The 22,115-nt window shown below is 65.3% G+C and carries 17 protein-coding genes and 1 pseudogene; 9 read left to right on the forward strand and 9 right to left on the reverse strand.

What is annotated here, in order from left to right; genetic code table 11:
* The first annotated feature begins 43 nt into the window (after nt 1-43).
* On the forward strand, nt 44-1,246 hold the full coding sequence (locus FGL95_RS11785) for a glycosyltransferase (protein WP_169586810.1): 1,203 nt from the start codon (nt 44-46) through the stop codon (nt 1,244-1,246).
* On the opposite strand, the gene FGL95_RS11790 is transcribed toward FGL95_RS11785, so the two are convergent.
* On the reverse strand, nt 1,184-2,851 hold the full coding sequence (locus FGL95_RS11790) for an MmpA family trehalose lipid delivery protein (RefSeq protein WP_169586812.1): 1,668 nt from the start codon (nt 2,849-2,851) through the stop codon (nt 1,184-1,186). The two genes, FGL95_RS11785 and FGL95_RS11790, sit on opposite strands and share 63 nt — an antisense overlap.
* 96 nt (nt 2,852-2,947) lie before the next feature.
* Here FGL95_RS11790 and FGL95_RS11795 point away from each other — a divergent pair, with 96 nt between their 5' ends.
* Nucleotides 2,948-4,489 carry an HD domain-containing phosphohydrolase gene (locus tag FGL95_RS11795; protein ID WP_169586814.1) on the forward strand — a complete coding sequence of 514 codons (1,542 nt, stop codon included), beginning with the start codon at nt 2,948-2,950 and terminating at the stop codon, nt 4,487-4,489.
* A gap of 81 nt (nt 4,490-4,570) precedes the next feature.
* Complete coding sequence (locus FGL95_RS11800; RefSeq protein WP_169586816.1) at nt 4,571-5,011, forward strand: nuclear transport factor 2 family protein; 441 nt, start codon at nt 4,571-4,573, stop codon at nt 5,009-5,011.
* Between the two features lie 91 nt (nt 5,012-5,102).
* On the opposite strand, the gene FGL95_RS11805 is transcribed toward FGL95_RS11800, so the two are convergent.
* On the reverse strand, nt 5,103-6,263 hold the full coding sequence (locus tag FGL95_RS11805; protein ID WP_169586818.1) for an epoxide hydrolase family protein: 1,161 nt from the start codon (nt 6,261-6,263) through the stop codon (nt 5,103-5,105).
* Nucleotides 6,264-6,300: 37 nt separating this feature from the next.
* On the opposite strand from FGL95_RS11805, the gene FGL95_RS11810 reads away from it, so the two are divergent.
* Both FGL95_RS11810 and FGL95_RS11815 read left to right on the forward strand, forming a co-directional pair.
* Nucleotides 6,301-7,512 carry a polysaccharide biosynthesis protein gene (locus tag FGL95_RS11810; protein ID WP_169586820.1) on the forward strand — a complete coding sequence of 404 codons (1,212 nt, stop codon included), beginning with the start codon at nt 6,301-6,303 and terminating at the stop codon, nt 7,510-7,512.
* Nucleotides 7,513-7,541: 29 nt separating this feature from the next.
* Nucleotides 7,542-7,886 carry a VOC family protein gene (locus FGL95_RS11815; RefSeq protein WP_169586822.1) on the forward strand — a complete coding sequence of 115 codons (345 nt, stop codon included), beginning with the start codon at nt 7,542-7,544 and terminating at the stop codon, nt 7,884-7,886.
* A 3-nt stretch (nt 7,887-7,889) separates the two neighbouring features.
* On the opposite strand, the gene pgfA is transcribed toward FGL95_RS11815, so the two are convergent.
* On the reverse strand, nt 7,890-9,077 hold the full coding sequence (gene pgfA / locus FGL95_RS11820; RefSeq protein WP_169586824.1) for a cell envelope lipid trafficking protein PgfA: 1,188 nt from the start codon (nt 9,075-9,077) through the stop codon (nt 7,890-7,892).
* Nucleotides 9,078-9,216: 139 nt separating this feature from the next.
* Here pgfA and FGL95_RS11825 point away from each other — a divergent pair.
* Nucleotides 9,217-10,188 (forward strand): annotated as a pseudogene (locus tag FGL95_RS11825) (acyltransferase family protein); the annotation flags it as partial.
* A gap of 71 nt (nt 10,189-10,259) precedes the next feature.
* Here FGL95_RS11825 and FGL95_RS11830 read toward each other — a convergent pair.
* The 4 genes from FGL95_RS11830 to FGL95_RS11845 all read right to left on the reverse strand — a co-directional run bounded on the left by FGL95_RS11830 (nt 10,260) and on the right by FGL95_RS11845 (nt 16,349).
* The gene (locus FGL95_RS11830) at nt 10,260-14,522 is read right to left on the reverse strand and encodes an alpha-(1->3)-arabinofuranosyltransferase domain-containing protein (protein WP_169587083.1); all 4,263 of its coding nucleotides are present in this window, start codon (nt 14,520-14,522) and stop codon (nt 10,260-10,262) included.
* A gap of 1 nt (nt 14,523) precedes the next feature.
* Nucleotides 14,524-14,694, reverse strand: coding sequence for a DUF2613 domain-containing protein (locus FGL95_RS11835; RefSeq protein WP_169586826.1), 171 nt, complete (start codon nt 14,692-14,694; stop codon nt 14,524-14,526).
* Between the two features lie 63 nt (nt 14,695-14,757).
* Nucleotides 14,758-15,816, reverse strand: a complete 1,059-nt coding sequence (locus tag FGL95_RS11840; protein WP_169586828.1) for an isochorismate synthase — start codon at nt 15,814-15,816, stop codon at nt 14,758-14,760.
* 65 nt (nt 15,817-15,881) lie between these two features.
* Entirely contained in the window at nt 15,882-16,349 is a 468-nt protein-coding gene (locus FGL95_RS11845) for a universal stress protein (protein ID WP_169586831.1), read from the reverse strand.
* A gap of 112 nt (nt 16,350-16,461) precedes the next feature.
* Between FGL95_RS11845 and FGL95_RS11850 the strand changes: the two genes are divergently transcribed.
* Both FGL95_RS11850 and FGL95_RS11855 read left to right on the forward strand, forming a co-directional pair.
* A complete protein-coding gene (locus tag FGL95_RS11850; protein WP_169586833.1) occupies nt 16,462-17,634 on the forward strand; it encodes a glycoside hydrolase family 3 N-terminal domain-containing protein in 1,173 nt (390 codons plus the stop codon).
* 80 nt (nt 17,635-17,714) lie between these two features.
* The gene (locus FGL95_RS11855) at nt 17,715-18,311 is read left to right on the forward strand and encodes a TetR/AcrR family transcriptional regulator (protein WP_169586835.1); all 597 of its coding nucleotides are present in this window, start codon (nt 17,715-17,717) and stop codon (nt 18,309-18,311) included.
* Nucleotides 18,312-18,368: 57 nt separating this feature from the next.
* Here the strand turns inward: FGL95_RS11855 and FGL95_RS11860 are convergent, their stop codons facing one another.
* Nucleotides 18,369-19,241, reverse strand: coding sequence for a MaoC family dehydratase (locus tag FGL95_RS11860; protein ID WP_169586837.1), 873 nt, complete (start codon nt 19,239-19,241; stop codon nt 18,369-18,371).
* On the reverse strand, nt 19,241-20,626 hold the full coding sequence (locus FGL95_RS11865) for a 3-oxoacyl-ACP reductase (protein WP_169586839.1): 1,386 nt from the start codon (nt 20,624-20,626) through the stop codon (nt 19,241-19,243). Before FGL95_RS11865 ends, FGL95_RS11860 begins: the two co-directional genes overlap by 1 nt.
* Nucleotides 20,627-20,726: 100 nt before the next feature.
* Here FGL95_RS11865 and FGL95_RS11870 point away from each other — a divergent pair, with 100 nt between their 5' ends.
* Nucleotides 20,727-22,013: an acetyl-CoA C-acetyltransferase gene (locus tag FGL95_RS11870; RefSeq protein ID WP_169586841.1), complete on the forward strand. Its 1,287-nt coding sequence runs from the start codon at nt 20,727-20,729 to the stop codon at nt 22,011-22,013.
* Nucleotides 22,014-22,115: the final 102 nt, after the last annotated feature.

Raw genomic sequence — 22,115 nt, forward strand, 5'->3', positions numbered from 1 at the left:
AGTCTGGTGCACCAACACGCCGAAACCTAGGGAGAGTCGTCACGTGCGCGAGGTTCTGCTGCTCTGCTGGCGCGACACGCGCCATCCTCAGGGGGGCGGCAGCGAGCGTTACCTCGAGCAGGTCGGCGCCGAACTCGCAGCCAGCGGAATCAAGGTGACACTGCGGACCGCGCATTACCCAGGTGCTGCCAAGGACGAACTCAGCGCCGGCATCCGGATCAGCCGCGGCGGCGGACGTTTCAGTGTGTATCCACGAGCCTTGGCCGCGATCGCACTCGGACGCGTTGGCGTCGGACCGCTCAAGGGCATCCGACCGGACGCCGTCATCGATACGCAGAACGGCATTCCGTTCTTCGCGAGGTCCGTGGTGGGGGCGCCGGTGACGGTCCTGGTGCATCACTGTCATCGCGAGCAATGGCCGGTCGCAGGAAAACTGACCGGACGGATCGGCTGGTGGGTCGAATCGCGACTCTCACCGCGGGCGCACCGGCGCAATCAGTACTTGACGGTCTCATTGCCGTCCGCTGAAGAGTTGTCCGGGCTCGGCGTGGCGCGCGAGCGCATCGCCGTCGTGCGAAACGGTGCAGAACCGATTCCGCACGGCGTGTCAGCCGGCTCGCCCAGCACACGGACCAGCCACCCCAGCATCGTCGTCCTTTCGCGGCTTGTGCCGCACAAGCAGATCGAAGATGCGCTCGCGGTCGTGGCGGAACTGCGTGACCAGATTCCTGGCCTGCACCTCGACGTTGTCGGCGGTGGCTGGTGGGACGAGAAACTCCGCGAGCGCGTCGCCGACCTCGGCATCGATTCCGCGGTGACGTTCCACGGTCACGTACCGGAGCAGCGCAAGCATGAATTGCTTGCCCGCGCATGGGTTCACGTCCTCCCGTCGCGCAAGGAAGGCTGGGGGCTGGCGGTCATCGAAGCGGCGCAGCACGGCGTTCCGACGGTCGGCTACCGCAGCTCACGCGGCCTGACCGACTCGATCATCGATGGCGTAACCGGTCTGCTGGTCGACGGTCCCGGCGAGTTGACCGCGGCAGTCGAAAGCTTGCTCCGTGACGACGATGCGCGCCTGGAACTGGGCGAAAAGGCGCGCGTGCGGGCACGGGAGTTCTCCTGGGAGCAATGTGCGAGCGGCGTCTTCGATGTGTTGGCCGCTTCGGTGCGCGGCGAGCGAGTATCAGGCCTGATCGGCAGTAGCTCGTCGGCGGCGGACTACGAGCCCGAGCAAGCCACCGGCTAGCAGCATCGCCCAGAGCACGTGCGCGGCGATGGCCAGTGCACGGGGTTTTGCAGATGCGGCGACGTCACCAGGAACCTTGTACAGAGTCAGTTCGGCGTCGTCGTAGGTGAGCTCGAGCTGAGCGAGTGTCTTTCCTGCCGAGCCGAGCGGTCCGGGAGTGGTGTGTTCGACGAGAACCCAGGCGACCCCGAGCTCGGCGAGGTCGCTGGGCGGTCCGCCGTCGAGGAGCGTCTTTTCGACGCGAGCCGCCCGATCCCCTTCTCCCTTGACCACTCCGCCCGCGACGATGAGTTCGCCGGTCTGTAGGACGTCGCTGCGCAGCATCCGGGGCGCAGGGTCGAGCACCAGCGCTTTGCCGGTGTAGGGAAACGAGCGGAACATCCCGCCGGGCAGGACCGCGACGTCACCCTCGCCGACTTCGGCGGCGACTCGCTCCCACGATGGTGGGTAATGCACGGGCTTCAAGGCGCCTGCGACGCCCCACACCAGGTCTGGGGTGGCGATCAGTACCAGCCCAGCCGCCACGACACTCGTGAGTCTTTTAGGAGTCCATAGGCTCCTAAAAGACTCACGAGCAGCTGAGGCGCCTGCGAGGGCATAGAGCGGCATCGCGAGCGCGACCCACTTCTGAGTGTCACGGAACAGTCCCGAGCCGGGGACGTGGACGACGACCCACTCGCCGGCGTCGATGCCCCACGACGTCGCGGCGACGGCGCCGAAGGCGATCGCGACCACGGCAAGCAGTGCGAGTGCGTAGATCACGCGGTCCCTGCGCTTCAGTAGACCTGGCAGCCCGGCTGCGACCACGACCAGCAACAGCACGGTGCCGACGAGGGCGTACACGCTCGTCCGCGACGTGGGAACGGCGTTCGCGTTCCAGATCCCGCCCAGACCGGCGAGGCTGCCCGTCGTACCCAACCAAGGCTCCGCGCGGGCAGCGAAGGCTGCGACACCGGCCGGATCCGACGAACTTCCGCCTTCCGACATTGCCGCCGCGATGAGCCACGGCGCGGACGCAGCGACGGCAAGTAGGCCGACGCCGATCAGGTGCCGACCCCGCACGACCGCTACCGCTGTCAGCACAGCCAGGACCGCGCCGGTCGGCGTCAACCCCGCGACCGCGAAGCAGACAGCAAGCCCAGGCCACGAGCCCTTCAGCGCGGCGTGCACGACCCAGGGCAGGGCGGCGTACCCGGCGAGCAAACTCCAGTGGCCTTGCAGGAGCCGTTCGGCGACAAAAGGATTCCAGATCGCGATCGTCGCGGCCACGACTTGCGGACCGGTCGACGCGTCGAGCAACGACTTCGCGAGGACCGCTGCTCCCCAACCGGCCAGCCACAGCGATGCGAAAAGGATCGCCTTCACTACCAGTCCGCCGTCGAGAACGGTCGAGGCGACGGCGACGATCGCATCCTGCGGGACAGCACGCGGCGCCGCGTCGCCGAGGCCGAGCGCGGAATCCGTCAGGAACGAACGAGGCGTGCTCACCGCATCGTGGTAGAGCAGGTACCCGGGCCGGAAGAGCGGCCCGAAAACGATGGCGGCCAGACCGAAGCTGTAGAAAGCGGGGATCGCTCGAATCGCGATCGCACGCAGGTCCGGCATGGGCCAACAGTACTTGGCCGCTTGACCAGCAATAACTGTGCGTGAGTTTAGCCCCTCAGGGGGCCGAACTCACGCACGGGGAATATCGTTCGATAGGTGGCGATCAGCACCATCCGCGTCTCCGAAGTACTCGCGGCGCTGTCGTTGACGACCGATCTCGCGACGGGAATGCCGTTCGAGAAGGGTCTCGCGACGTGCCTGGTTGCGACTGCGCTCGCCGACGAAATCGGGCTCGATTCCGCCGATTGTCGAGTGGTGTTCCACGCGGCGTTACTCGGTGCGGTCGGGTGCACCAGCCACGCGACCGAGAATGCGGCGATCTTCGGTGACGACATCGCATTCGAAACCGCATTCAAGGCGCTCGATTTCGGGGACGCGGAGGTATTCGGCGCACAGATGGCGCAGTTCGGCTCCTGGGCGGGACCCGAGAAGCAGCCGAAGATGGTCGCGGACTTCCTACGCTTGGCGCCGACCACCGGGGCCGTCGCGGCTCGGTCCGTGTGCGAGGTGAGCAAGGCGCTCGGACCGCGCCTCGGTTTGCCCGAAGGCTCGGTCACTGCGCTTTCGGAGGTCTACGAACGGTGGGACGGGCTCGGGATTCCGGACCACGAGCACGGCGACGAGATTTCGCTGCCCGCGCGGATCCTGCACGTTGCCGAGCAGGCGGTCCAGGCACACGGCGCGCGCGGGCGCGGAGCCGCTGTGAGCGAGCTACAACGGCGCTCGGGCGGACACCTCGACCCCGACCTCGTATCCGCATTCGTCAAAGGCGCCGACACGGTCTTCGGCAGGCTCGATTCGCCGGACCTGCTGGCCGCAGTGGTTGCCGCCGAACCAGGACTTCCGGCAGTCGTCGTCCCCAGCGAACGCGACCGGCTATGCCTGGCGCTGGCGATCGTCGTCGACCTCAAAGGCCGTTTTCTGCTTGGGCATTCGGCGCATGTCGCGGGACTGTCGGATCGGGCAGGCGAACTGTCCGGAATGTCGGCGGACGATCGTGCACGGCTGCGCGCAGCCGCGTTGCTGCACGACATCGGTCGCGCGGCGGTCTCGAGCAGCGTCTGGGATCGCCCCGGACCGCTCGGTGCGGGCGACTGGGAACGGGTCCGGCTGCACGCGTACTGGACCGACCGCATTCTGCGGCGCTGTCCTGGCTTGGCTGACCTCGCCGATATCGCCTCTGGTCATCATGAGCGGCTCGACGGGTCCGGCTATCACCGTGGCTGCCGCGGTCGTGACTTGTCTGCTGCAGCCAAATTGCTCGCTGCCGCAGACGTTTTCGCCGCACTCACCGAGGACCGGCCCTATCGGCCCGCACATTCACCGGGTGCGGCCGCGAGCATCATTGCCGAGGAAGTCGCCGGTGGTCGACTCGACCGAGACGCCTGCGCTGCCGTCGTCGAGGCCGCGGGACTGCGCCCGCCTCGTCGGCAATGGCCCAACGACCTCACAGATCGCGAGGTCGACGTTCTGCGCCTGGCCGCACGCGGGATGTCCAATAGGAAGATCGCCGGGGAGCTAGTCGTCTCGGAACGAACGGTCGGCCACCATCTGGCACACATCTACGACAAGATCGGCCGCCGTACGAGGGCAGGCGCCGCCGTATTCGCGATGGAGCACGGACTACTACCGGGATAGGTCGAACGACCGATGTGACGGAGGCCGCCCCCGCGCGAATATTGGTTCAGTCAAACCGGACCGATTCAGCGGAGGCCCCAAATGTCTTCTCCCAGTATCACTTCCAACTCCGCAACTGTGGCCGAACTCTACGAGGCGTTCGGTCGTGGCGATATCGCCACCATCCTGGACCGGATCGCCGACGATGCCCGCCTGGAGGAGTGGGCGGACAACACGGCTCAGCGCGCCGGTGTCGGTCACCTGCAGAGCCGCCGCGGACCGCAGGGCATGGCCGAGTTCCTCGCCTCGATTGCCGATTGGACGGTCGGCGAGTTCTCGGTCCTCGATGTGATCGGGGACGGTCGTCAGATAGCCGTCGAGGCGCGGGTCGCCTGGACCTTGCCGAACGGTCGGGAGATCGCCGACGAGGAAATGCACCTCTGGACCTTCGACGACGCTGGCAAGGTCACGCGGCTGCGCCATTACGTTGATACGGCAAAGCACATCGCCGCCGCGACCGGCATCGATGGAGCGACGCGATGACCCACCAGACCGCCCCGAAGTATCTCTTCGGACTACTGGTCGGCGCAGCAGCCTTCGTCGTCGCTGCTGCATCGAACCCCTGCGCCGCTGGTCACAGCCCCGCGAAGAACTCCCTGATGTCGGGGACGACCACCTCAGGTTTCTCGAGCGCAGCGAAATGACCGCCTGATTCGTGTTCCGTCCAGCGCACGATGTTGTCGAACTGCTCGGCGACCCGACGGACCGGAATCATGATCTCCTTCGGAAACACCATCATCCCCAGGGGAACCGTGGACGGCTCGAGTCTCCCGCCGAAGCCCCCGGACCAAGCCGTTTCGTAGTAGAGACGTGCCGACGAACCGGCCGTGTCGGTGAACCAGTAGAGGCAGACGTTGGTGAGGAGGGCGTCGCGCTCGACGGCGCTCTCCGGCAATCCGGTGTTGTCGGTCCATGCTTTGAACTTCTCCACGATCCAGGCCATCTGGCCGACCGGTGAATCGGCAAGTCCGTAGGCGAGGGTCTGCGGTTTCGTCGACTGGATCATGAAGTAACCCATCTCGGTGGCGCGGATGAATGCCGAGTTGTCGCGCGATGCTTTGATCCGGGCACGGTCGGCATCGGTGACGCCGGGTAGGGCGTCGACGTCGAGTTTGCGGCCGGGCACGCCCGACGACAGCATCGTCAGGTGGGCGCCGATGACGTTGTCCGGAGCGACGCGCATCAGAGCATGGGTGACCACACTGCCCCAGTCGCCGCCGTGTGCGCCATAGCGCTCGTAGCCCAACCGTGCCATCAGTTCTGCCCAGGCTTGGGCGATGCGACGCGGGGTCCACCCCTTGTCGGTGGTGTGGCCGGAGAAACCGTAGCCGGGCAGCGACGGGACGACGACGTGAAATGCCGGTTGATCGGCCGGAGGCTCGGTCAACGGTGCGATGACGTCGACGAACTCGGCAAACGATCCCGGCCAGCCGTGCGTGAGCAGTAGAGGCGTCGCGTCGTCGCGAGAGGACCGGACGTGCAGGAAGTGGACGTTGGCCCCGTCGATGGTGGTGGTGAATTGCGGGAACGCATTGAGTCGCGATTCTGCAGCACGCCAATCGTATTCGTCTCGCCAGTAGGCGGCCAGCTCGCGGGCGTAGGCCAGTGGCAGACCGTAGGACCAGTCCTCGGCGGGCTGCGCGTCGGGCCATCTTGTGTTGTCGAGACGGCGGCGCAGGTCGTCGAGCGCGGCGTCGTCGATAGCGATGGTGAATGGCTCGATGCTGGCGCTCATGAAAACGAAGGTAGTACGGGGCTGACATCATGGGCCGATGACCTCTCGTTCCGGCACGCGTGCAGCTGTCGCCGGAATGACGATGGTGACCGCAGGTTCGATGACCGCGAACGTGGCGGCCTACCTGCTGCACGTTCCGGCAAGTCGCTGGCTGGGCCTCGCCGGTTACAGCGAGTTCGCCACCTTGCTTGCCGCGCAGCTCGTCTTGGCCGTGCCTGCCCTTGCATTGCAAACTGTCGTCGCCCGCGAGGCGGTCCACGGCGCATCGGTCGAGGCGTTGCGCGCGTTGACGCGGCGATGCGCAGCGATGGTCGCCGTCGTCGCTGCGGCATTGGTTCCTGCCATTTCTGCTGTTCTGAACGTCGGCGTCGTAGCAACGATCTCGGCATTGCTGGTCGCGCCGATTCTGGTGCTGCTCGCCGGAGAGCAGGGCATATTGCAGGGCGGCAACCGATTCAGGGATCTCGCAGTGCTGCTCGGCAGTGCGGGAATCGCGCGAGTCGTGCCTGCGGTCATCGTGCTGGCCGGCGGCGGCGGTTCGTCGGCGGCTTTGGCAGCGAGTGCCGTGGGGACCGCCGCGGTCGCGATCGCGGCTCGAGTCTGGACTGGCACGACAGTCGGCGTCGCCACAACCGAAAGTCCCGCTGCGACGGTTGCCTCGGTGTTGATGGCGGCGCAGGTGCAGGCGGCCTTGATCGCACTGTCATCGGCCGATCTACTGGTCGCGCGGATCGTCCTCGACGGCGACGATGCAAGCCTCTATGCGTTGGGCGCGGTGGCGACCAAGGCTGCCTTCTGGCTTCCCCAGGCGGTCGCCGTCGTGATGTATCCGAGGATGGCGCATCCAGAACATTCTGTCCGGGCGGTCCGAACCGCGTTGGCGGTCTTGGTCGGGTTGGGTGCGCTTGCGGTTGCCGGAGTGGCGCTCGGCTCGCCTATGCTGCCGACCCTCGTCGGCGACGCATACTCGCCTATTCAGGGCACGTTGTGGGCCTTTGCGCTCGACGGTGCCTGTCTCGCCGTCCTGCAAGGCGCGCTGCTGTCGGCGATAGCCGGTCGGCGAACGAGATTCGCGCTGGTCGCGTGGGCGGGATTGGCTGCCGAGGTGGTCCTCGCATTGACCGTGGCGCACTCGATCGTTCAGCTGATCACCATCGCGGTCGCCTGTGCGGCAGTCACCACGATTGTTGCGTCCGTCGTCGCTTTACGGGTTGTCGAGAAGTCGACGGGTGCTCCGACCGCTTCGTGACGGTGGTGGTGACGCCTACTGTTGTGCGCATGATTACCGCTGTTCACACGCTGATCTATGCCGAGGACGAGGACGCCGCTCGCGCGTTCTTCCGCGACGTTCTGGAGTGGCCGAACGTCGACGCGGGCGGCGGTTGGCTGATCTTTCGAAGCGGTCCGAGCGAGTTGGCTCTGCACCCGACCGAAGGCCGACCGCACCACGAGCTCTCGTTGATGTGCGACGACCTCGATGCGACGATCGCCGAGCTGACCGCGAAGGGTGCGGAATTCAGCGGCGAGATTAACGAACAGCGCTGGGGTCGAACGATCAATCTGAAGGTGCCAGGGGCTGGCGAGATGTTGCTCTACCAGCCCCTGCACCCGACGGCGTACTAGGAGCTACTTCTCCAAGTTCGGACGCTTGATGACGTCCGTCTGGTCGCTTGTCATGTTGGTACGTGGAATCTCTTCGGTGCGGTCCGAGGAGAAGTCGCGACGGCTGCTGCCAGGCTGCGCTTGCGGATCGTTGCTCGCTGCCGGCGCCGGTGGCGGATTTCCGGTGGCGCGACGCCGTCCCGGGGTACCGCCACTGCGGAAGCCGAGGAACAGGCCGACGATGAGCAGGATCACGCCGAGAATTCCGATGATGATCGGGATGGTCCGGCCGAACAACGACAGCTTGTCCGCGCCGTCCTTGGCCTTCTCGATCTGGCTTTCGATGGTGTTCTCGTCGTAGACCAGTGCTGCCTTGAGGACCGTGACCTCGGGCTTGTCCGCGCTACGTGCGTAGTACTGGAAAGGCTTCTCGCCGCCCTTGATGACGGTGCCGGTGACGGGATCGACCCAGATGTCACGGGTGTTGGTGTACCAGCGAGTCATCGTGACCGGCGCGGTACCGCCCTCGACACCCCACTTCTCCGCGGGCAGCGTCAGCTTGTTGGTCGGGGAATTCACAACCTTCGACAAATCCGTCGGCCCGACGTTCTGGCTGAAGTGGTAGACCTTCATCCCGTTGATCTCGGTCTCTTCGACGAAATCGATCGGGTGCGTCTCACGCGAGTTGGTGTCGTAGTACGGGTAGGACTCTTTCTGGGTGTCGAACGGGAACCGGTAGATCAAGCCGCCGATTTCGACCTCTTCGGCTGGTTTGCCTGCGTCGACCTGGATGGAACCCTTCGGGTCCTGGATCGGCTCACCGGTCTTGCGATCGAACGTTCCGCGAACGATGCTCGCGGTGAGCAGCCCGGTATCACCTTGCTTGTCGGTCCGGCGCAGCGTCGAACCGCCCTGCAACGTCACCTTTTCCGCGTCCGATGGCTCTTCGATGGTGATGAAGCGTTGCGAGACGAACTGAACGTTCTTGTCGACCTTCGCGGACCCGGTCGGCGAGGTCAGGGACTTCGCGTCGAGGACCTCGGCACCCTCGGGTCCCGTCGTCGCCACAGTCGTGACTTCGAGGTCGAGCGGTGTCTTCGCCAGTTTGCCCAGCGTGTAGGTCGGAATGAGGATGGCGGCAACCAAGAGGAAGGCGCCGAGCCCGACCAGAATGCAGGCCAGTGTCCTCCCTGATCCCGAACGCTCCGCCATTGTCATTCTCCTTACTGGTCGACCGCCCGACTTCGGCGACATCGTGTTCACGGCAGACACTAACAGTCTCGCGCGAAGCTTCAATGGTGGAGCGGGCCTATATCGCCGAGTTTCTCGTCAGCGGTGCACACTTGTGGCGATGACATCGACTGCCCGGGGCTTCGTACCCGCACTGGACGGCCTTCGCGCGTGCGCAGCATTCGGAGTGTTGTTGACGCACGCAGCATTCCAAACCGGCGCGACAGGTCCTTCGGTGATCGGCCGGGTTCTCGGCCGTTTCGATATGGCTGTCGCCGTCTTCTTCGCGTTGTCGGGCTATCTGCTCTGGCGGTCACATGCTGCGGCGGCCCGAGGTTTGGCTGCCCAGCCGTCGACGATCCGCTATCTCTGCAACCGCGCCGCGCGAATCCTGCCCGCGTATTGGGTCGTCGTAGTCGTCGTGCTGGCATTCCTACCCGAGGCCGGCGGCGGTCTCCGGGTATGGCTGGCCAATTTGGGTTTGGTCCAGGTCTTCGTCCCGCTCACGTTGACCAACGGGATGACCCAGATGTGGAGTCTGTCTGTCGAGGTCGCCTTCTACCTGGTCTTGCCGGTCGTCGCCTTCGGGATGGTGTGGTTGCGCGGGCCGCGCGCCAAGTTCCGCGTCCCGGTGCTGCTCACCGTTGCGGTGGTGGCGTTGGGCTGGGGATTTATCCCGATCCCGACACCCGACGGAATTCACTCCGACAACTGGCTTCCTGGTTATCTCCCGTGGTTCGCGGCAGGGATGGTGGTGGCCGAGTTGGGGGTCGGCGCCGGACCCCGAATCGTCCGGTTCGCCCAACACCAGCGTGTGCTGCTGGTGATCGCCGCGGTGGCATTTGCGTTGTCGGCCACCAACCTTGCGGGCCCGGAGGGCCTGACGCGTGCGCAGCCGTGGCAGTTCGCCGTCAAGATCGGCCTGGGCGCCGTCCTCGGTTTCGCATTGATCGCGCCGATCGCCTTTTCCGAACGCGAAGGGCACCGCTATCTGGGGCACCCGGTGATGCTGGCGCTCGGACGCTGGTCGTACGGCATCTTCATCTGGCATCTCGCGGTGCTGTCGATCGTGTTTCCGGTGTTCGCGGTGGTGCCGTTTCGCGGCAGCTTCATCTTCGTTCTCGTCGTGACAGTCGTACTGACGATTCCGGTCGCGTCGGCCAGTTATGCGCTGGTCGAGGAACCGGTTCGGCGCGCGGTCAAACGGTGGGAGATCCGCCGCAACATCGGTGGCAGACCAGCGATCACCGACAACCCGAGCGCGACGACCGCCACCAGCGCGGGTAGCTGAACCCACATCGATCCGCCGACGTATCCGTCGGGCGAACGCCACGGGCCTTTCGACAGGACCGCGACCGACAACGCCGTTCCGACGCCGGCAACGCCCACGAGGACTCTCGCGGCCAGTGCGATGCCGAAGCGCCGCGCCAGTAGTGCCATGACGATCGTCGACGTCAATACCACTGCCGGACCGGTCAATCCTGCGATGATCGTCGTCAATGCGAGCAAACCGGCGTAGGCGATTCCTGCACTCCGCCACGTCCGCGGCGCCGCGTCTTTGCGCGGATGGCGGTGGGCCGGAAAGAAAGCGAGCAAAGTCAGCGGAACCAGCAGGACCAAGCCCCCGAAGATGCCGAAGCGGTACCAGCGGTCGGTCGGGAAATCGAGCGTGACCGTGCCGCCCTCGCCTGCGGGCACGATCCAGCCTTGTTGCCAGCCGTTGACGACCACCTGACGAAGTCGGCTACCGTCCGGACCGGTCGCTTCCCAGCCGACGTTGGTGCTTTGCGGAACGACCAGGAGTTGGTCGGTCGCAGCGCTCTCGACCTTGACCTCGCGATGGTTCTCGGTCCAGGTGCCGAGCACTGCCGGACGCACAGCCGCGTCAGTCTGGGGTGGACCACTGCTCAACCGCATCGAATCGACATAGAAGAGCGGTCCGGGGCTCACCACGATGTCCTGCTCGCCGGCCGTGAGCGGGATCGGCAGGTCCGCGTCGCACAAGTGCGCCTGGACCGGTGCGCCCGTGCTCAGCTGTTCCGCGGTCGCGGTGACCGACGCTCGAATCAGCTGTCCGGCAAAGGACACCACCGGTCCGTCGGCGCAGTCGATGGTGATCTGCCGCTGCGGGTCTGCGTCGGGGAACGTCGCTTGCTCTTCGGTCCGGACGCCGACTTCCGCCAGTCCGGGCGGCTGTACCAGCGCGAACCCGATGGCCGTCTGATCGAGGATCGGCGTCCACGACACGAGGCTGAGCTCGATCCGGTCGGTCAGATACGGACTCAGTTCGATGGTGGAGGTGCCACTTTCAAGGTCGCGCACTTGCGGTCCATTGCCCAGGTTGACCGCCACGGTCGTCGGCTTTGCAGGCAAGTCGCCTGAGCTCGGCGTGATGGTCAGACCGGTCACGACCTGTGGGTTCGGCAGCTCGATCGTCAGCGTCGGCTTCCCTGACTCGGGTTTCCGGACGACGTCTTCCGGAGCGATCCAGGACGTTGCGGTGTTGCCGTCGGTCGCTGCATAGGCCGAGCCGCGAACGTCGCCGATGTCTGCAGGACCGCGTGCGACGGGTCTACCCGGCACCGTGAGCAGCGACTCCAACGCAGGTCCCTGCCGGGAGCGGACGGTCAGCTCGGGCGTGACCGACACATTCGACGGGACCGACAACGTCCGGTCGAAACGTGCGAGTTCCTCGGGCGCCAAACCCAGGTTTTTGCTGCAGCGGACGCGGTCCGGTCCGTCGACGCACCCTGTTCGGCCTGGCAGCTCCTGTGCGAGATCCCATTCGAGCATCTGAGCACCGTTCGGCGTCGACGGCAGGACCGTGCGGTGCCGGATTTGGACCTTGCTCGGGTTCGCACGGTCGGTGAAATCGTCCAGCGACAATTCACTGATGCCGAATTGACTTCCGCCCGTGCCGTCTTCGGTCTGCGTCGCCAAAATCCGCAGCCACGACGTCTTGCCGGGCGGCAGCGACACCGTAATCGGCTTGCCAGGCTTGTCGACCCGCGCCGCGGTACTGCCGTTCGCAGTCCGCACCTCGATCCACTTCACCGGCGTACCGATCGCAGCCGGGCTCGTCGTCAGGTGCAGCAGGCCGCTGTCGATCGGGTGGTCGAGATCGAGCTGCAGCCACTGCCCAAGTGCAGTTTCCAGTCCGTTGCTCAGCCAACTCGTCGCCTCGTCACCGTCGATGGTCGCGGCTGGTCCGTTGCCTGGGGCGGTCCCGCCGAGCTGGGTTGCATCCGAGGCCGCACTGGACACGGTGATGGTCGCGCCCGACCACTGTCCCTCGACCAGGTCGGCGTCGTACACCGGGTAGTCGGGAACGAGATTATGGGTCCGTCGCGGTTCGTTCGGGGTGCGGATGGCGGAACTGTGGTTGTCGACCTGGCCGAAGTCGGTCTCGCGATCGGTCGGGGTATCGGTCACAGTGACGGTATCGATCGGGATACCTGCACGGACCGCGTCGTTGGCGAGGACGACGGGTCCGGGGAAAGTGGCTGGAGTCGAACGTCTTTCGTCGAGTCGCTGCAACGATTCCGGTCCGCCCTGGACGATCGGCACGTCTCGCAGATCGACCGTGTACGGGGCACCGGGCCGCTCGTCCGGCGAGCCGACCCGGTAGATCTCGATCGCGGGGTAGTCGGGTCGTAGGTCGCCGTCAGAGACGAGTCCGTCGGTCTTGCCCGGACCGATGGGATCCCCGAACTCGGCAACCTTCGTGATTCCCGGCGAGCCTTCGATGCTCTGGTGCACGAGAATCGGGCGCGTCGACCGCGAGCTGTCCGGGTCGAGGTCGTTGCGCAACACGAGGTAGCCGATCCCTTGTCCGAGCAGCGTCGTCGCGAGACCCGACGACGGCCGACCGTCGGCGATCAGCCGTTGTACCGCGTCCATCGCGCGGATTGCACCTGGCGGGTTCAGCGGGATCGAATCGCGTACTGCCCAGGGTGTGCTCGCAAGGGCTTGCAACGGTTCGTCTCTGGTGAGCCCCCAGGTCTGGCTGCCGAAAGGCGCGCCGGGGATGACGAGCGCGCGTTGGCCATTGGCGTTGTGCTCCAACCAGTCCGCGGCGTCGTGCCAATAGCCGGGGACCTCGTCGTACGCGCCGCGCGGGGCGAGCTTGCCGGTCCACGCCAGGGACGTGGCCAATGCGAGGGCGACGAGAACGAGGCTGGTCAGAGCCACCATGGGGTCGCGTTCAGGATGCGCGAACGCGGTGCGCCACCGCCGCAGCGGCGCCGATCCGGGAAGCGGAACCTGCGCGAGTAGATGTGCTAGTCCGAGCACCAACGGGAGCCGAATCAATGGCTCCAGCTTGTGCACGTTGCGCAAGGGAGCGCCGCCGGAGTCCAGAAACACCCGGACCGAGTCGGCGAAAGGGGAGCCGAGTTCACCGACATAGCCTGCGGTCAGGCCTGCAAGTCCCACGAACAGGATCAGCGTCAGGCGTCCTCGCGCCGGCATGGACCGCATCGCTAGGCCCGCGATTCCCGCCGCTGCGATCAGGCCGGTGGCAATCACTGCGGCAGGCTGGGTGACGAGCACTGCCCCGGCGATGCGTTCGGGGGAGACGAACGGGGCCCAACTGTCGGTGCCGCGCAACACCTCTGCCAGCGACGCCCACTGTGTGGTCACGCCTGCGGACTCGATGTAGTCGAGAAACGGCGGACTCACTCGGCCGAGCAACAGCAGCGGTACGAGCCACCACAGCGTTGCCAATAGCAGGCACGGAATCCACCATGCGGTGAACCGCCACCAGCGCGGGTTCGGTTTGTGCGACACCCACCACAGGAACGCGACAAGACACGCTGCAGCCGTCGCCACGGCGTTGATGGAACCCATCAACGCGACCGCCACTGCACTTTGCGCCGCGGCGACTCGAGCGCTCTTTTCGCTGCCTTGGGTAAACAGTCGCCCCAGAGGGAGCAGCACCCACGGCGCCAGCATCATGGGCAATGTTTCGGACGAGATCGAACCGAGGGTGGTGATGACTCGCGGTGAGAGGGCGAACGCGATACCAGCGATGATTCGCGAACTCCGGCTCCCGATACCGAGCGCTTCGGCAAGCCGGACGATGCCCCAGAACCCCGCCAGAATCAGCAGCGCCCACCAGATGCGTTGGGTGATCCACGGCGGAATCCCGAGGACGTGACCGAGTGAGAAGAATGCGCCGTGCGGAAAGAAGTATCCGTAGGCCTGGTTCTGGACCTGGCCGAGCGGTGCCTGGCTACTCCACTGATGGGATGCGCGCGCCAGAAAACCCAGCGGATTCTGGGTGAGATCGTATTTCGTATCGGCGACGATCGAGCCGGGCGATTGCGCAAACGTCAGGACGAACGAAACGACTGCTGCGCCCAGTAGCCAGCGACGGCCTAGCGGAGCGACAGAGCTCGGGGATTCGACAGAGGTAGGGCTGGCGATCTCAGCGGGCGCCGTACTCGACGTGGTTCAGCAGCGACGAATCGGCGTTGCCGGAGCGATCGATCTCTGGCCGGGTGTTGTCTTGAACTGCGGCTGTGACGCCGAAGACGACGATGGCTCCGAGGATCGCGCCACCGAGGGCACTGGCTGCACCGGCAGGTACGAAACTCATCTCGGCTCTCCACATCTTCGTCGGTTCGGATTTGCTCCGGTCAAGGTATCACTCCAGACCGAGTCAGGTTTGGACCCCAAGCGCACCGAGGAGTGTGCGCAGCTTGGTGGAGGTCTCTGCGAGCTCCGCATCCGGGTCAGACGCAGCGACAATGCCGCCGCCCGCGTACGCGATCGCGGTTCGGCCGTCGGGCGCGATCTCGGCGCATCGGATGGCAACGATCCATTCGCCGTCGCCGCTTCGATCGCACCAGCCGACCGCGCCGCCGTAGAACCCGCGGTCTTCCTCGCGTTCGAGGATTGTCGCCAGGGCGAGGTCCGTCGGTGTGCCGCAGACCGCCGGCGTCGGATGAAGCAGCGTGGCAACGTCGAGCGCGGTTGTCGACTGGTCGGCCAGCACGCCTTCGATCGGCGTCGCCAGGTGCCATACCTCGGGCGTATCGGTCAGGACCGGAGCGCTCGGAACGGTCAGCTCCGAGCAGACGGTCGACAGCTTTGCCCGGATCCATTCGGTGACGTAGGAATGCTCTTCCTGGTCCTTCGTCGACGCGAGCAGGCGTTCGGCTTCTGCGCGGTCGGCATCGGGGTCGGACCGTCTGGGCGCGGTCCCGGCGAGCGGACGCAGGGTCACTCGGTTGCCGCGTCGGCTCACGAGTAGTTCGGGACTCGCGCCGACCAAGGTTCCGGAGCCGACGTCGGCAACGAAGCCGTTCGACGTCGGATGGCGGCTGATCAGATGCGCAACCAGCAGCTCGGGGTCGATGGCGGTGTCCGCCGCCAGCGCCACCGACCGCGCGGCGACCACCTTGTGCAACGCGCCCTCGCCGATCAACTTCACGAGCGTGGTCACTCGCTCGACGTGCTCAGCTTGGGTCGGGATTTCGCGAACCAACCGAGTGCTGGGGAGTGGACCGAGTTCGGGGCGCCACGGTCCGTCGGTGAACGCGAAATCGACGGGCGAGAGTAAGGCGGCGGACCGCTGCGGATCGAATGGCAATGCGCCGACGACGATCTCCGTTGCTCCGGTCTCGAGAGCGCGCGCTGCGGCGGCGACACTGTCGAAACGCGCGCGCTCACCGGTTGCGAGCAGGACGCGGTCGGCGCGGGCAAGGAGAAATCCCATGCCCCGACGATAGCCAACGGTTGGTCGCGCGAACCGGCTCTGTGCGCGAAGGCACTCGGACGGGCCTAGCGCACAGGCGGCACCAGAAACACCGGCCGATGGCAATGCTTGAGCACGTTGTCTGCAACGCTGCTGTGCAGCAGCGCTTTAATGCCGGTGGCGCCGCGGGTGCCCGCGACGATGAGGTCGACGTTCAGCTCGTCGGCGGTCGCGACGATCGTGTTCCAGATGGTGCTGGTGCACTCTTCGCACCGCGGCTCTGCATTGAGGCCCGCCGATTTCGCGAGCTCGAGGCCTTCGGCATTCGTCGCCTTGGCATCGGTGAACGCAATGTCCTCGACGTCCTCGTCGGGCACCCAGTCCGGCTGCATCACGCCGGACAACCCGGACATACGCGCCGCTTGGCGAACCATCGGTTCCCACGCGGTCAGCACGATGGCGCGGTCAGCTGTGAGGAACCGACCGGCATATTGAATAGCGCGCTTGGCGTGTTCGGAACCGTCGTACGCAATGAGCATGACGTCGCAGGCCATGTCGAACCTCCTGGTCCAGGCCGTTTTTCCTATCCCGAGCCTACCGTTGCCACGGCCTGTGCGTGGAGTGGTTGGCCGGTGTGGCGTCGATCGTCGGATAACGTCGACACCCATGCGGCGAACTTGGGGATCGGTGGTAGTGCTGTGCGCGGCGATGGTTGCGGGGTGTTCCAGCAATACCCCGTCGTCGCCGACAACTAACCCGCCGAGCCTGATGAGCGACAACAAGACCGCAGTCGCACCCCCTTCGCCTTCGCCTGCCGCCGACGATTGCGTCGGCCAATTCCTCGCGAAATTCAGCTTGCGGGACAAGCTCGCTCAGCTGCTGACCGTCGGTGTGACGGGCCCGTCGGACGCGATCGACGTCGTCAGCACCGAACATGTCGGCGGGATCTTCATCGGCAGCCCGACCGACAAGTCGATCTTGAACAAAGCTCAGATGGACAAGGTCAAGGCGGCCTCGACCAACCTGCCGTTGATGGTCACCATCGACGAAGAAGGCGGGCGGGTCTCGCGCATCCCCGAGCTACTCGGCGGTTCTGAGCTGTCGGCCCGCGAAGCCGCGAAGACGTACACGGCGGACCAGGTATACGAGCGCACGAAGGCGCGTGCGGCCAAGTTGAAGGACCTCGGTATCACCGTGGACTTCGCGCCGGACGTCGATGTCAGCAATCAGCCCGATGATTCCGTGATCGGTGACCGCTCTTACTCCAACGATCCTGCCGTCGTCACGGAATACGCAGGCAAATACATCCAGGGCATGTTGGACGCGGGCGTCAAGCCGGTGATCAAGCACTTCCCCGGGCACGGTCATGGCACTGGTGATTCGCACACGGGTGCGGTGTCGACGCCGCCGCTCGACCAGCTGAAGAAGGTCGACTTGCTGCCGTTCCGAGATCTCGTCTCCAGCGGTGCGGCCGTGATGGTCGGTCACCTCGATGTGCCCGGCTTGACCGACGCGAACATACCCGCCAGCATCAGTCCGCAGGTCATGGCGTTGCTACGCGAAGGTACCGGCTACGGAGCCGCGCCGTTCGACGGACCGATCTTCACCGACGATCTCAGCGGCATGGCAGCCATCACCGCGAAGTACGACATCGAGACTGCGGTCGAGACCGCGTTGGTCGCGGGCGCGGACGTTGCGCTGTGGATCAGCACCGACGCCGTGTCGAGCGTATTGGATAAATTGGAGAAATCGGTCGCCGCCGGCCGGCTGACCCAGCAGCATGTCGACCAATCCCTGGTCCGGGTGGCGAAGTTCAAAGGCGCCTTGTCCTGCTCGTAGCCGCGCCGTGAAAGCTGCTCCGATCAGCGCTAACTTACTGTAAAGTAAGATAGGAGGTTCGGTCGGCGAGAGGACGCGAAATGGCGGGCGGAACAAAGCGACTTCCGCGCGCTGTGCGTGAGCAACAGATGCTAGACGCCGCGGTGAATGTGTTTGCCCGCAACGGCTTCCATGAGACGTCGATGGATTCTATCGCGGCAGAAGCACAGATCTCCAAGCCGATGCTCTACCTGTATTACGGTTCGAAAGAGGAACTGTTCGCAGCCTGTATCCACCGCGAGGGCGTGCGTTTCGTCGAGGCGATGGCGCCCGCCGGTGATCCGAATTTGTCGCCACGCGACCAGCTACGGACCGCGTTGTTCTCGTTCCTCAATTTCGTCGACAAGAACAGAGATTCCTGGCTCGTGTTGTATCGCCAGGCGATCGGGCAGCAGGCGTTCGCAGGCCAGGTGCGCTCCAGCCGCGAACGGCTGATCCAGTTGGTCGAGAAGTTGCTCGAGTCGAGCACGAAGAATCCGGACCCGGGTACCGATTTTTCCATCATGTCGGTCGCACTCATCGGGGCGGGGGAAGCTGTCGCCGACCGAATTGCTGGTGGCGACGTTGCGGTCGAGGCTGCGGCCGATCTACTCGAAAGTCTTGCCTGGCGCGGTCTGCGCGGCCCCCGGCCCTCGTGAGTCTGCTTGGAGGGCCCCAGTGGAGGCCGGGGACTCCAGCAGACTCACGAGCCGTGGTCAGCGCAGTGTTGCTGTGAGGTGCGGGTAGCCCTTCTTGGGGTGCTTGAGGGAAAGATCCCAGCCGCCCTGGACCTCGTCGGCATAAAGGTTGACCGTCGACGGAATCAGCACAGGCTTACCGAACTTCACCGAGTACGTGACAGCGTCGGGAATGCGTCCCTCGACAACCTGCAAAGTGGTTGCCGCGGTGAACATTCCGTGCGCGATCGTCGACGGAAAGCCGAACGCCTTGGCGCCGATACCGGAGATGTGGATCGGGTTCCGGTCACCGGATACCGCTGCGTACTTGCTGATCGTCTTCTGATCGATACGCAGCGTGCGGGTCGGCGGCGGTGGGACCTCGTCGGGCTTGGGCTCCGGCTTCGGTCCACCCGACAGCGACGTCTTCTGCTGGTGCAGGAACGTGGTCGTCTGCTTCCAGACTTCCTCGCGCCCGACGCTGACATCGGTCACCATGTCGACGAGCAGTCCCTTCGGGTGCTCTCGCAAGTTCGCCGCGCGTACCCGAACGTCGAGCGGCTCGCTGACCGAAATGGGCCGTAGCTGCTGAATCACGTTCTCAGCGTGTACGGAACCGATCGCGGCAAACGGGAACTCCTTGTCGATGACGAGCTGCATGACCGTGGGGAACGTGAGCACGAACGGGTACGTCAACGGCAACGTGTCGCCGAAACGCAGGCCCGTGACGCGGGCGTATTCAGCCAAGTGGTCCGGATCGACCTTGAGGCCCTTGAGCTCCAAGGTGTGCTCCGGCAACGTATCGCTACGTCCGCCGCGACCCGGCAACGGCACCGCGCCGAGCGCGGCTTTGAAGTAGAGGTCGCGAATCTTCGGCTGTACGCCGAGCCGGATGGTCTTCGCTGGAGACATCAGGCCCCCAGCAGGCTCTGCCCGCAAACGCGAACAACGTTGCCGGTCACGGCGTTCGATGCCGGACTGGCGAAGTAGGCGATTGCTTCGGCAACGTCGACGGTTTCGCCGCCCTGCAGCAACGAGCTCATCCGTCGGCCGGCCTCGCGGGTGGCGAACGGAATTGCGGCTGTCATCGCGGTCTCGATGAAACCGGGGGCGACGGCGTTGATCGTGATGTTCTTCTTAGCCAGGACGGGCGCAGTCGCCTGCACCAGACCGATGACGCCGGCCTTCGACGTGCCGTAGTTGGTCTGGCCGCGGTTGCCTGCGATACCTGCGATGGAGGACACGTCGACCACGCGGCCGCCGTCCTTCAGCGCGCCCTTGGCGATCAGGACATCGGTGATCTTCTGCGGTGCAAGCAGGTTGACGTTGATGACGGCGTTCCAGCGCGCGTCGTCCATGTTCGCCAGCGTTTTGTCGCGAGTGATGCCTGCGTTGTGGACGATGATGTCCGCCCCGCCGTGACGCGAAAGGACGTGCTCGGCAAGCACGTCTCCGGCGTTGTCTGCCGTGACGTCGAGGGCGAGCGAGGTGCCGCCGACTCGGTTCGCGGTCTCCGAGAGCGCCTCGCCGGCCTGCGGGATGTCTGCGCAGATCACGTGGGCGCCGTCGCGCGAAAGGACCTCGGCGATGGTGGCGCCGATGCCGCGGGCGGCGCCGGTGACGATCGCTACCTTGCCTTCGAGTGGGCGGTCCCAGCTTGCCGGTGCGGTCGAGTCCTCGGCGCCCACGCGGATGACCTGAGCGTCGACGAACGCCGACTTGGCCGACAGCAGGAAGCGAAGGGTCGACGCGAGGCCGGAGAGGCCGGTCGAGGCGTTCGGGGAGACGTACACCAACTGTGCCGTCGAGCCGCGCTTGATTTCCTTGGCGACGCTGCGGGTGAAGCCTTCGAGTGCGCGCTGCGCGATGTGCTCGTCGACCGACGACGTCTCCTCCGGCGTGGTGCCGATGACGACGACGCGGGCGCTCGGAGCGAGGTCACGGATTACCGGCTGGAAGAATTTGTAGAGCCCGTCGAGCTCGCTGATGCTGCCGATGCCTGTGGCATCGAACACAAGCGCGCCGTACTTGGAGTCACCTTCGGTCGCAAAGGTGTAGTCCGACAGCAGTTCCCGGATCGGCTCGACGAGCCGTCCGCTGCCGCCGAGGAGAACCGGACCGGCCAACGGCGGTTCGCCGGCCTTGTACCTGCGAAGTTTCTCCGGCTGCGGCAGACCTGCCTGCTTGGCGATGAACGCGCCCGCTCCCGTGGACAGGAACGACGAGTACAGGTCCGGGGCTCCCTTGGACTTGGTCTTTGTGGCTGCCACTTTCCTACCTTCTCTGCTGATTGACATGGCTCAGGTCGCACAATTACCAGGTGCGATATCGACATTGAACTTACTCCGGAGTAAGTTAGTTGTCGAGCAGACCCCAACACATCTTGGAGACGTCAACGTGACAAGCAAGCAGCTGCGCCCGGTCGCAATCCTGGGCGGCAACCGGATTCCATTCGCAAGGTCGGACAAGGCTTACGCCCGCGCATCCAATCAGGACATGTTCACCGCAACGCTGGACGGGCTCGTCAGCCGCTTCAACCTGCAGGGCGAGCAGCTCGGCCTCGTCGTCGGTGGCGCAGTCCTCAAGCACAGCCGTGATTTCAACTTGATGCGCGAGTCGGTCCTCGGCAGCGCGCTCAGCCCGTACACCCCGGCCTACGACCTCGGTCAGGCCTGCGGCACCGGCCTGCAGTCGATCATCGCCGTCGGTGACGCGATTGCTGCCGGTCGCATCGAGTCCGGCGTCGGTGGCGGTGTCGACACCACGTCCGACGCCCCGATCGGTGTCAGCGACGATCTGCGTGAGTTCCTGCTCTCGGTGAACCGCGCGAAGACCACTGCCGACCGCCTCAAGCTGCTCGGTCACGTGCGCCCGAGCATGCTCGGCCTGGAGATCCCCAAGAACGGCGAGCCGCGCACCGGCAAGTCGATGGGAGAGCACGCCGCGATCACGTCGAAGGAATTCGGTATTCGCCGCGAAGACCAGGACAAACTGGCCGCAGCGAGCCACAAGAACATGGCAGCCGCCTACGACCGCGGATTCTTCGACGACCTGGTCACGCCCTTCCTCGGCCTGACCCGTGACGACAACCTGCGTCCGAACTCGTCCGTCGAGAAGCTCGCAACGCTGAACCCGGTCTTCGGTGTGAAGCTAGGCGACGCCACCATGACGGCTGGTAACTCCACTCCGCTCACCGACGGTGCGTCGGCTGCGCTGCTCTCTTCGGACGAATGGGCCGCAGAACGCAACCTTCCGGTGCTCGCCCACTTGGTCGACTCGGAGACGGCGGCTGTCGATTACGTCCATGGCAAGGACGGCCTCCTGATGGCGCCGACCTACGCCGTGCCGCGTCTGCTCGCTCGCAATGGATTGACGTTGCAGGATTTCGATTACTACGAAATCCACGAAGCCTTCGCCTCGGTTGTGCTCGCCACGTTGCAGGCTTGGGAGAGCGACGCTTACTGCAAGGAACGGCTCGGACTCGACGGAGCGCTCGGTTCGATCGACCGCAGCAAACTCAACGTCAACGGTTCGTCGCTCGCCGCAGGCCACCCGTTCGCAGCCACCGGTGGGCGCATCGTCGCGTCGCTCGCAAAGATGCTGGCAGAGAAGGGATCGGGCCGCGGCTTGATCTCGATCTGCGCCGCTGGCGGCCAGGGCGTCACGGCGATCATCGAACGCTAGAAAGATAGCCCGAAAATAACTGAGAAATTTCTCGCGTGAGGTGTAACACCTACCGAGTGCGAGCGATTTCATAGACGGCTCCGCGCTGCTGCCCGACCCCCG

The sequence above is a fragment of the Antrihabitans stalactiti genome (genome assembly GCF_012932915.1).
GTDB classification, from domain to species: Bacteria; Actinomycetota; Actinomycetes; order Mycobacteriales; family Mycobacteriaceae; genus Antrihabitans; species Antrihabitans stalactiti.

Coding starts and splice junctions, on each gene's coding strand:
- FGL95_RS11800 (WP_169586816.1), top strand. CDS start 4,571: ATGTCTTCTCCCAGTATCACTTCCAACTCCGCAACTGTGGCCGAACTC.
- FGL95_RS11855 (WP_169586835.1), top strand. CDS start 17,715: ATGGCGGGCGGAACAAAGCGACTTCCGCGCGCTGTGCGTGAGCAACAG.
- FGL95_RS11845 (WP_169586831.1), bottom strand. CDS start 16,349: ATGGCCTGCGACGTCATGCTCATTGCGTACGACGGTTCCGAACACGCC.
- FGL95_RS11815 (WP_169586822.1), top strand. CDS start 7,542: ATGATTACCGCTGTTCACACGCTGATCTATGCCGAGGACGAGGACGCC.
- FGL95_RS11860 (WP_169586837.1), bottom strand. CDS start 19,241: ATGTCTCCAGCGAAGACCATCCGGCTCGGCGTACAGCCGAAGATTCGC.
- FGL95_RS11865 (WP_169586839.1), bottom strand. CDS start 20,626: ATGTCAATCAGCAGAGAAGGTAGGAAAGTGGCAGCCACAAAGACCAAG.
- pgfA (WP_169586824.1), bottom strand. CDS start 9,077: ATGGCGGAGCGTTCGGGATCAGGGAGGACACTGGCCTGCATTCTGGTC.
- FGL95_RS11790 (WP_169586812.1), bottom strand. CDS start 2,851: ATGCCGGACCTGCGTGCGATCGCGATTCGAGCGATCCCCGCTTTCTAC.
- FGL95_RS11810 (WP_169586820.1), top strand. CDS start 6,301: ATGACCTCTCGTTCCGGCACGCGTGCAGCTGTCGCCGGAATGACGATG.
- FGL95_RS11850 (WP_169586833.1), top strand. CDS start 16,462: ATGCGGCGAACTTGGGGATCGGTGGTAGTGCTGTGCGCGGCGATGGTT.
- FGL95_RS11805 (WP_169586818.1), bottom strand. CDS start 6,263: ATGAGCGCCAGCATCGAGCCATTCACCATCGCTATCGACGACGCCGCG.
- FGL95_RS11835 (WP_169586826.1), bottom strand. CDS start 14,694: ATGAGTTTCGTACCTGCCGGTGCAGCCAGTGCCCTCGGTGGCGCGATC.
- FGL95_RS11840 (WP_169586828.1), bottom strand. CDS start 15,816: ATGGGATTTCTCCTTGCCCGCGCCGACCGCGTCCTGCTCGCAACCGGT.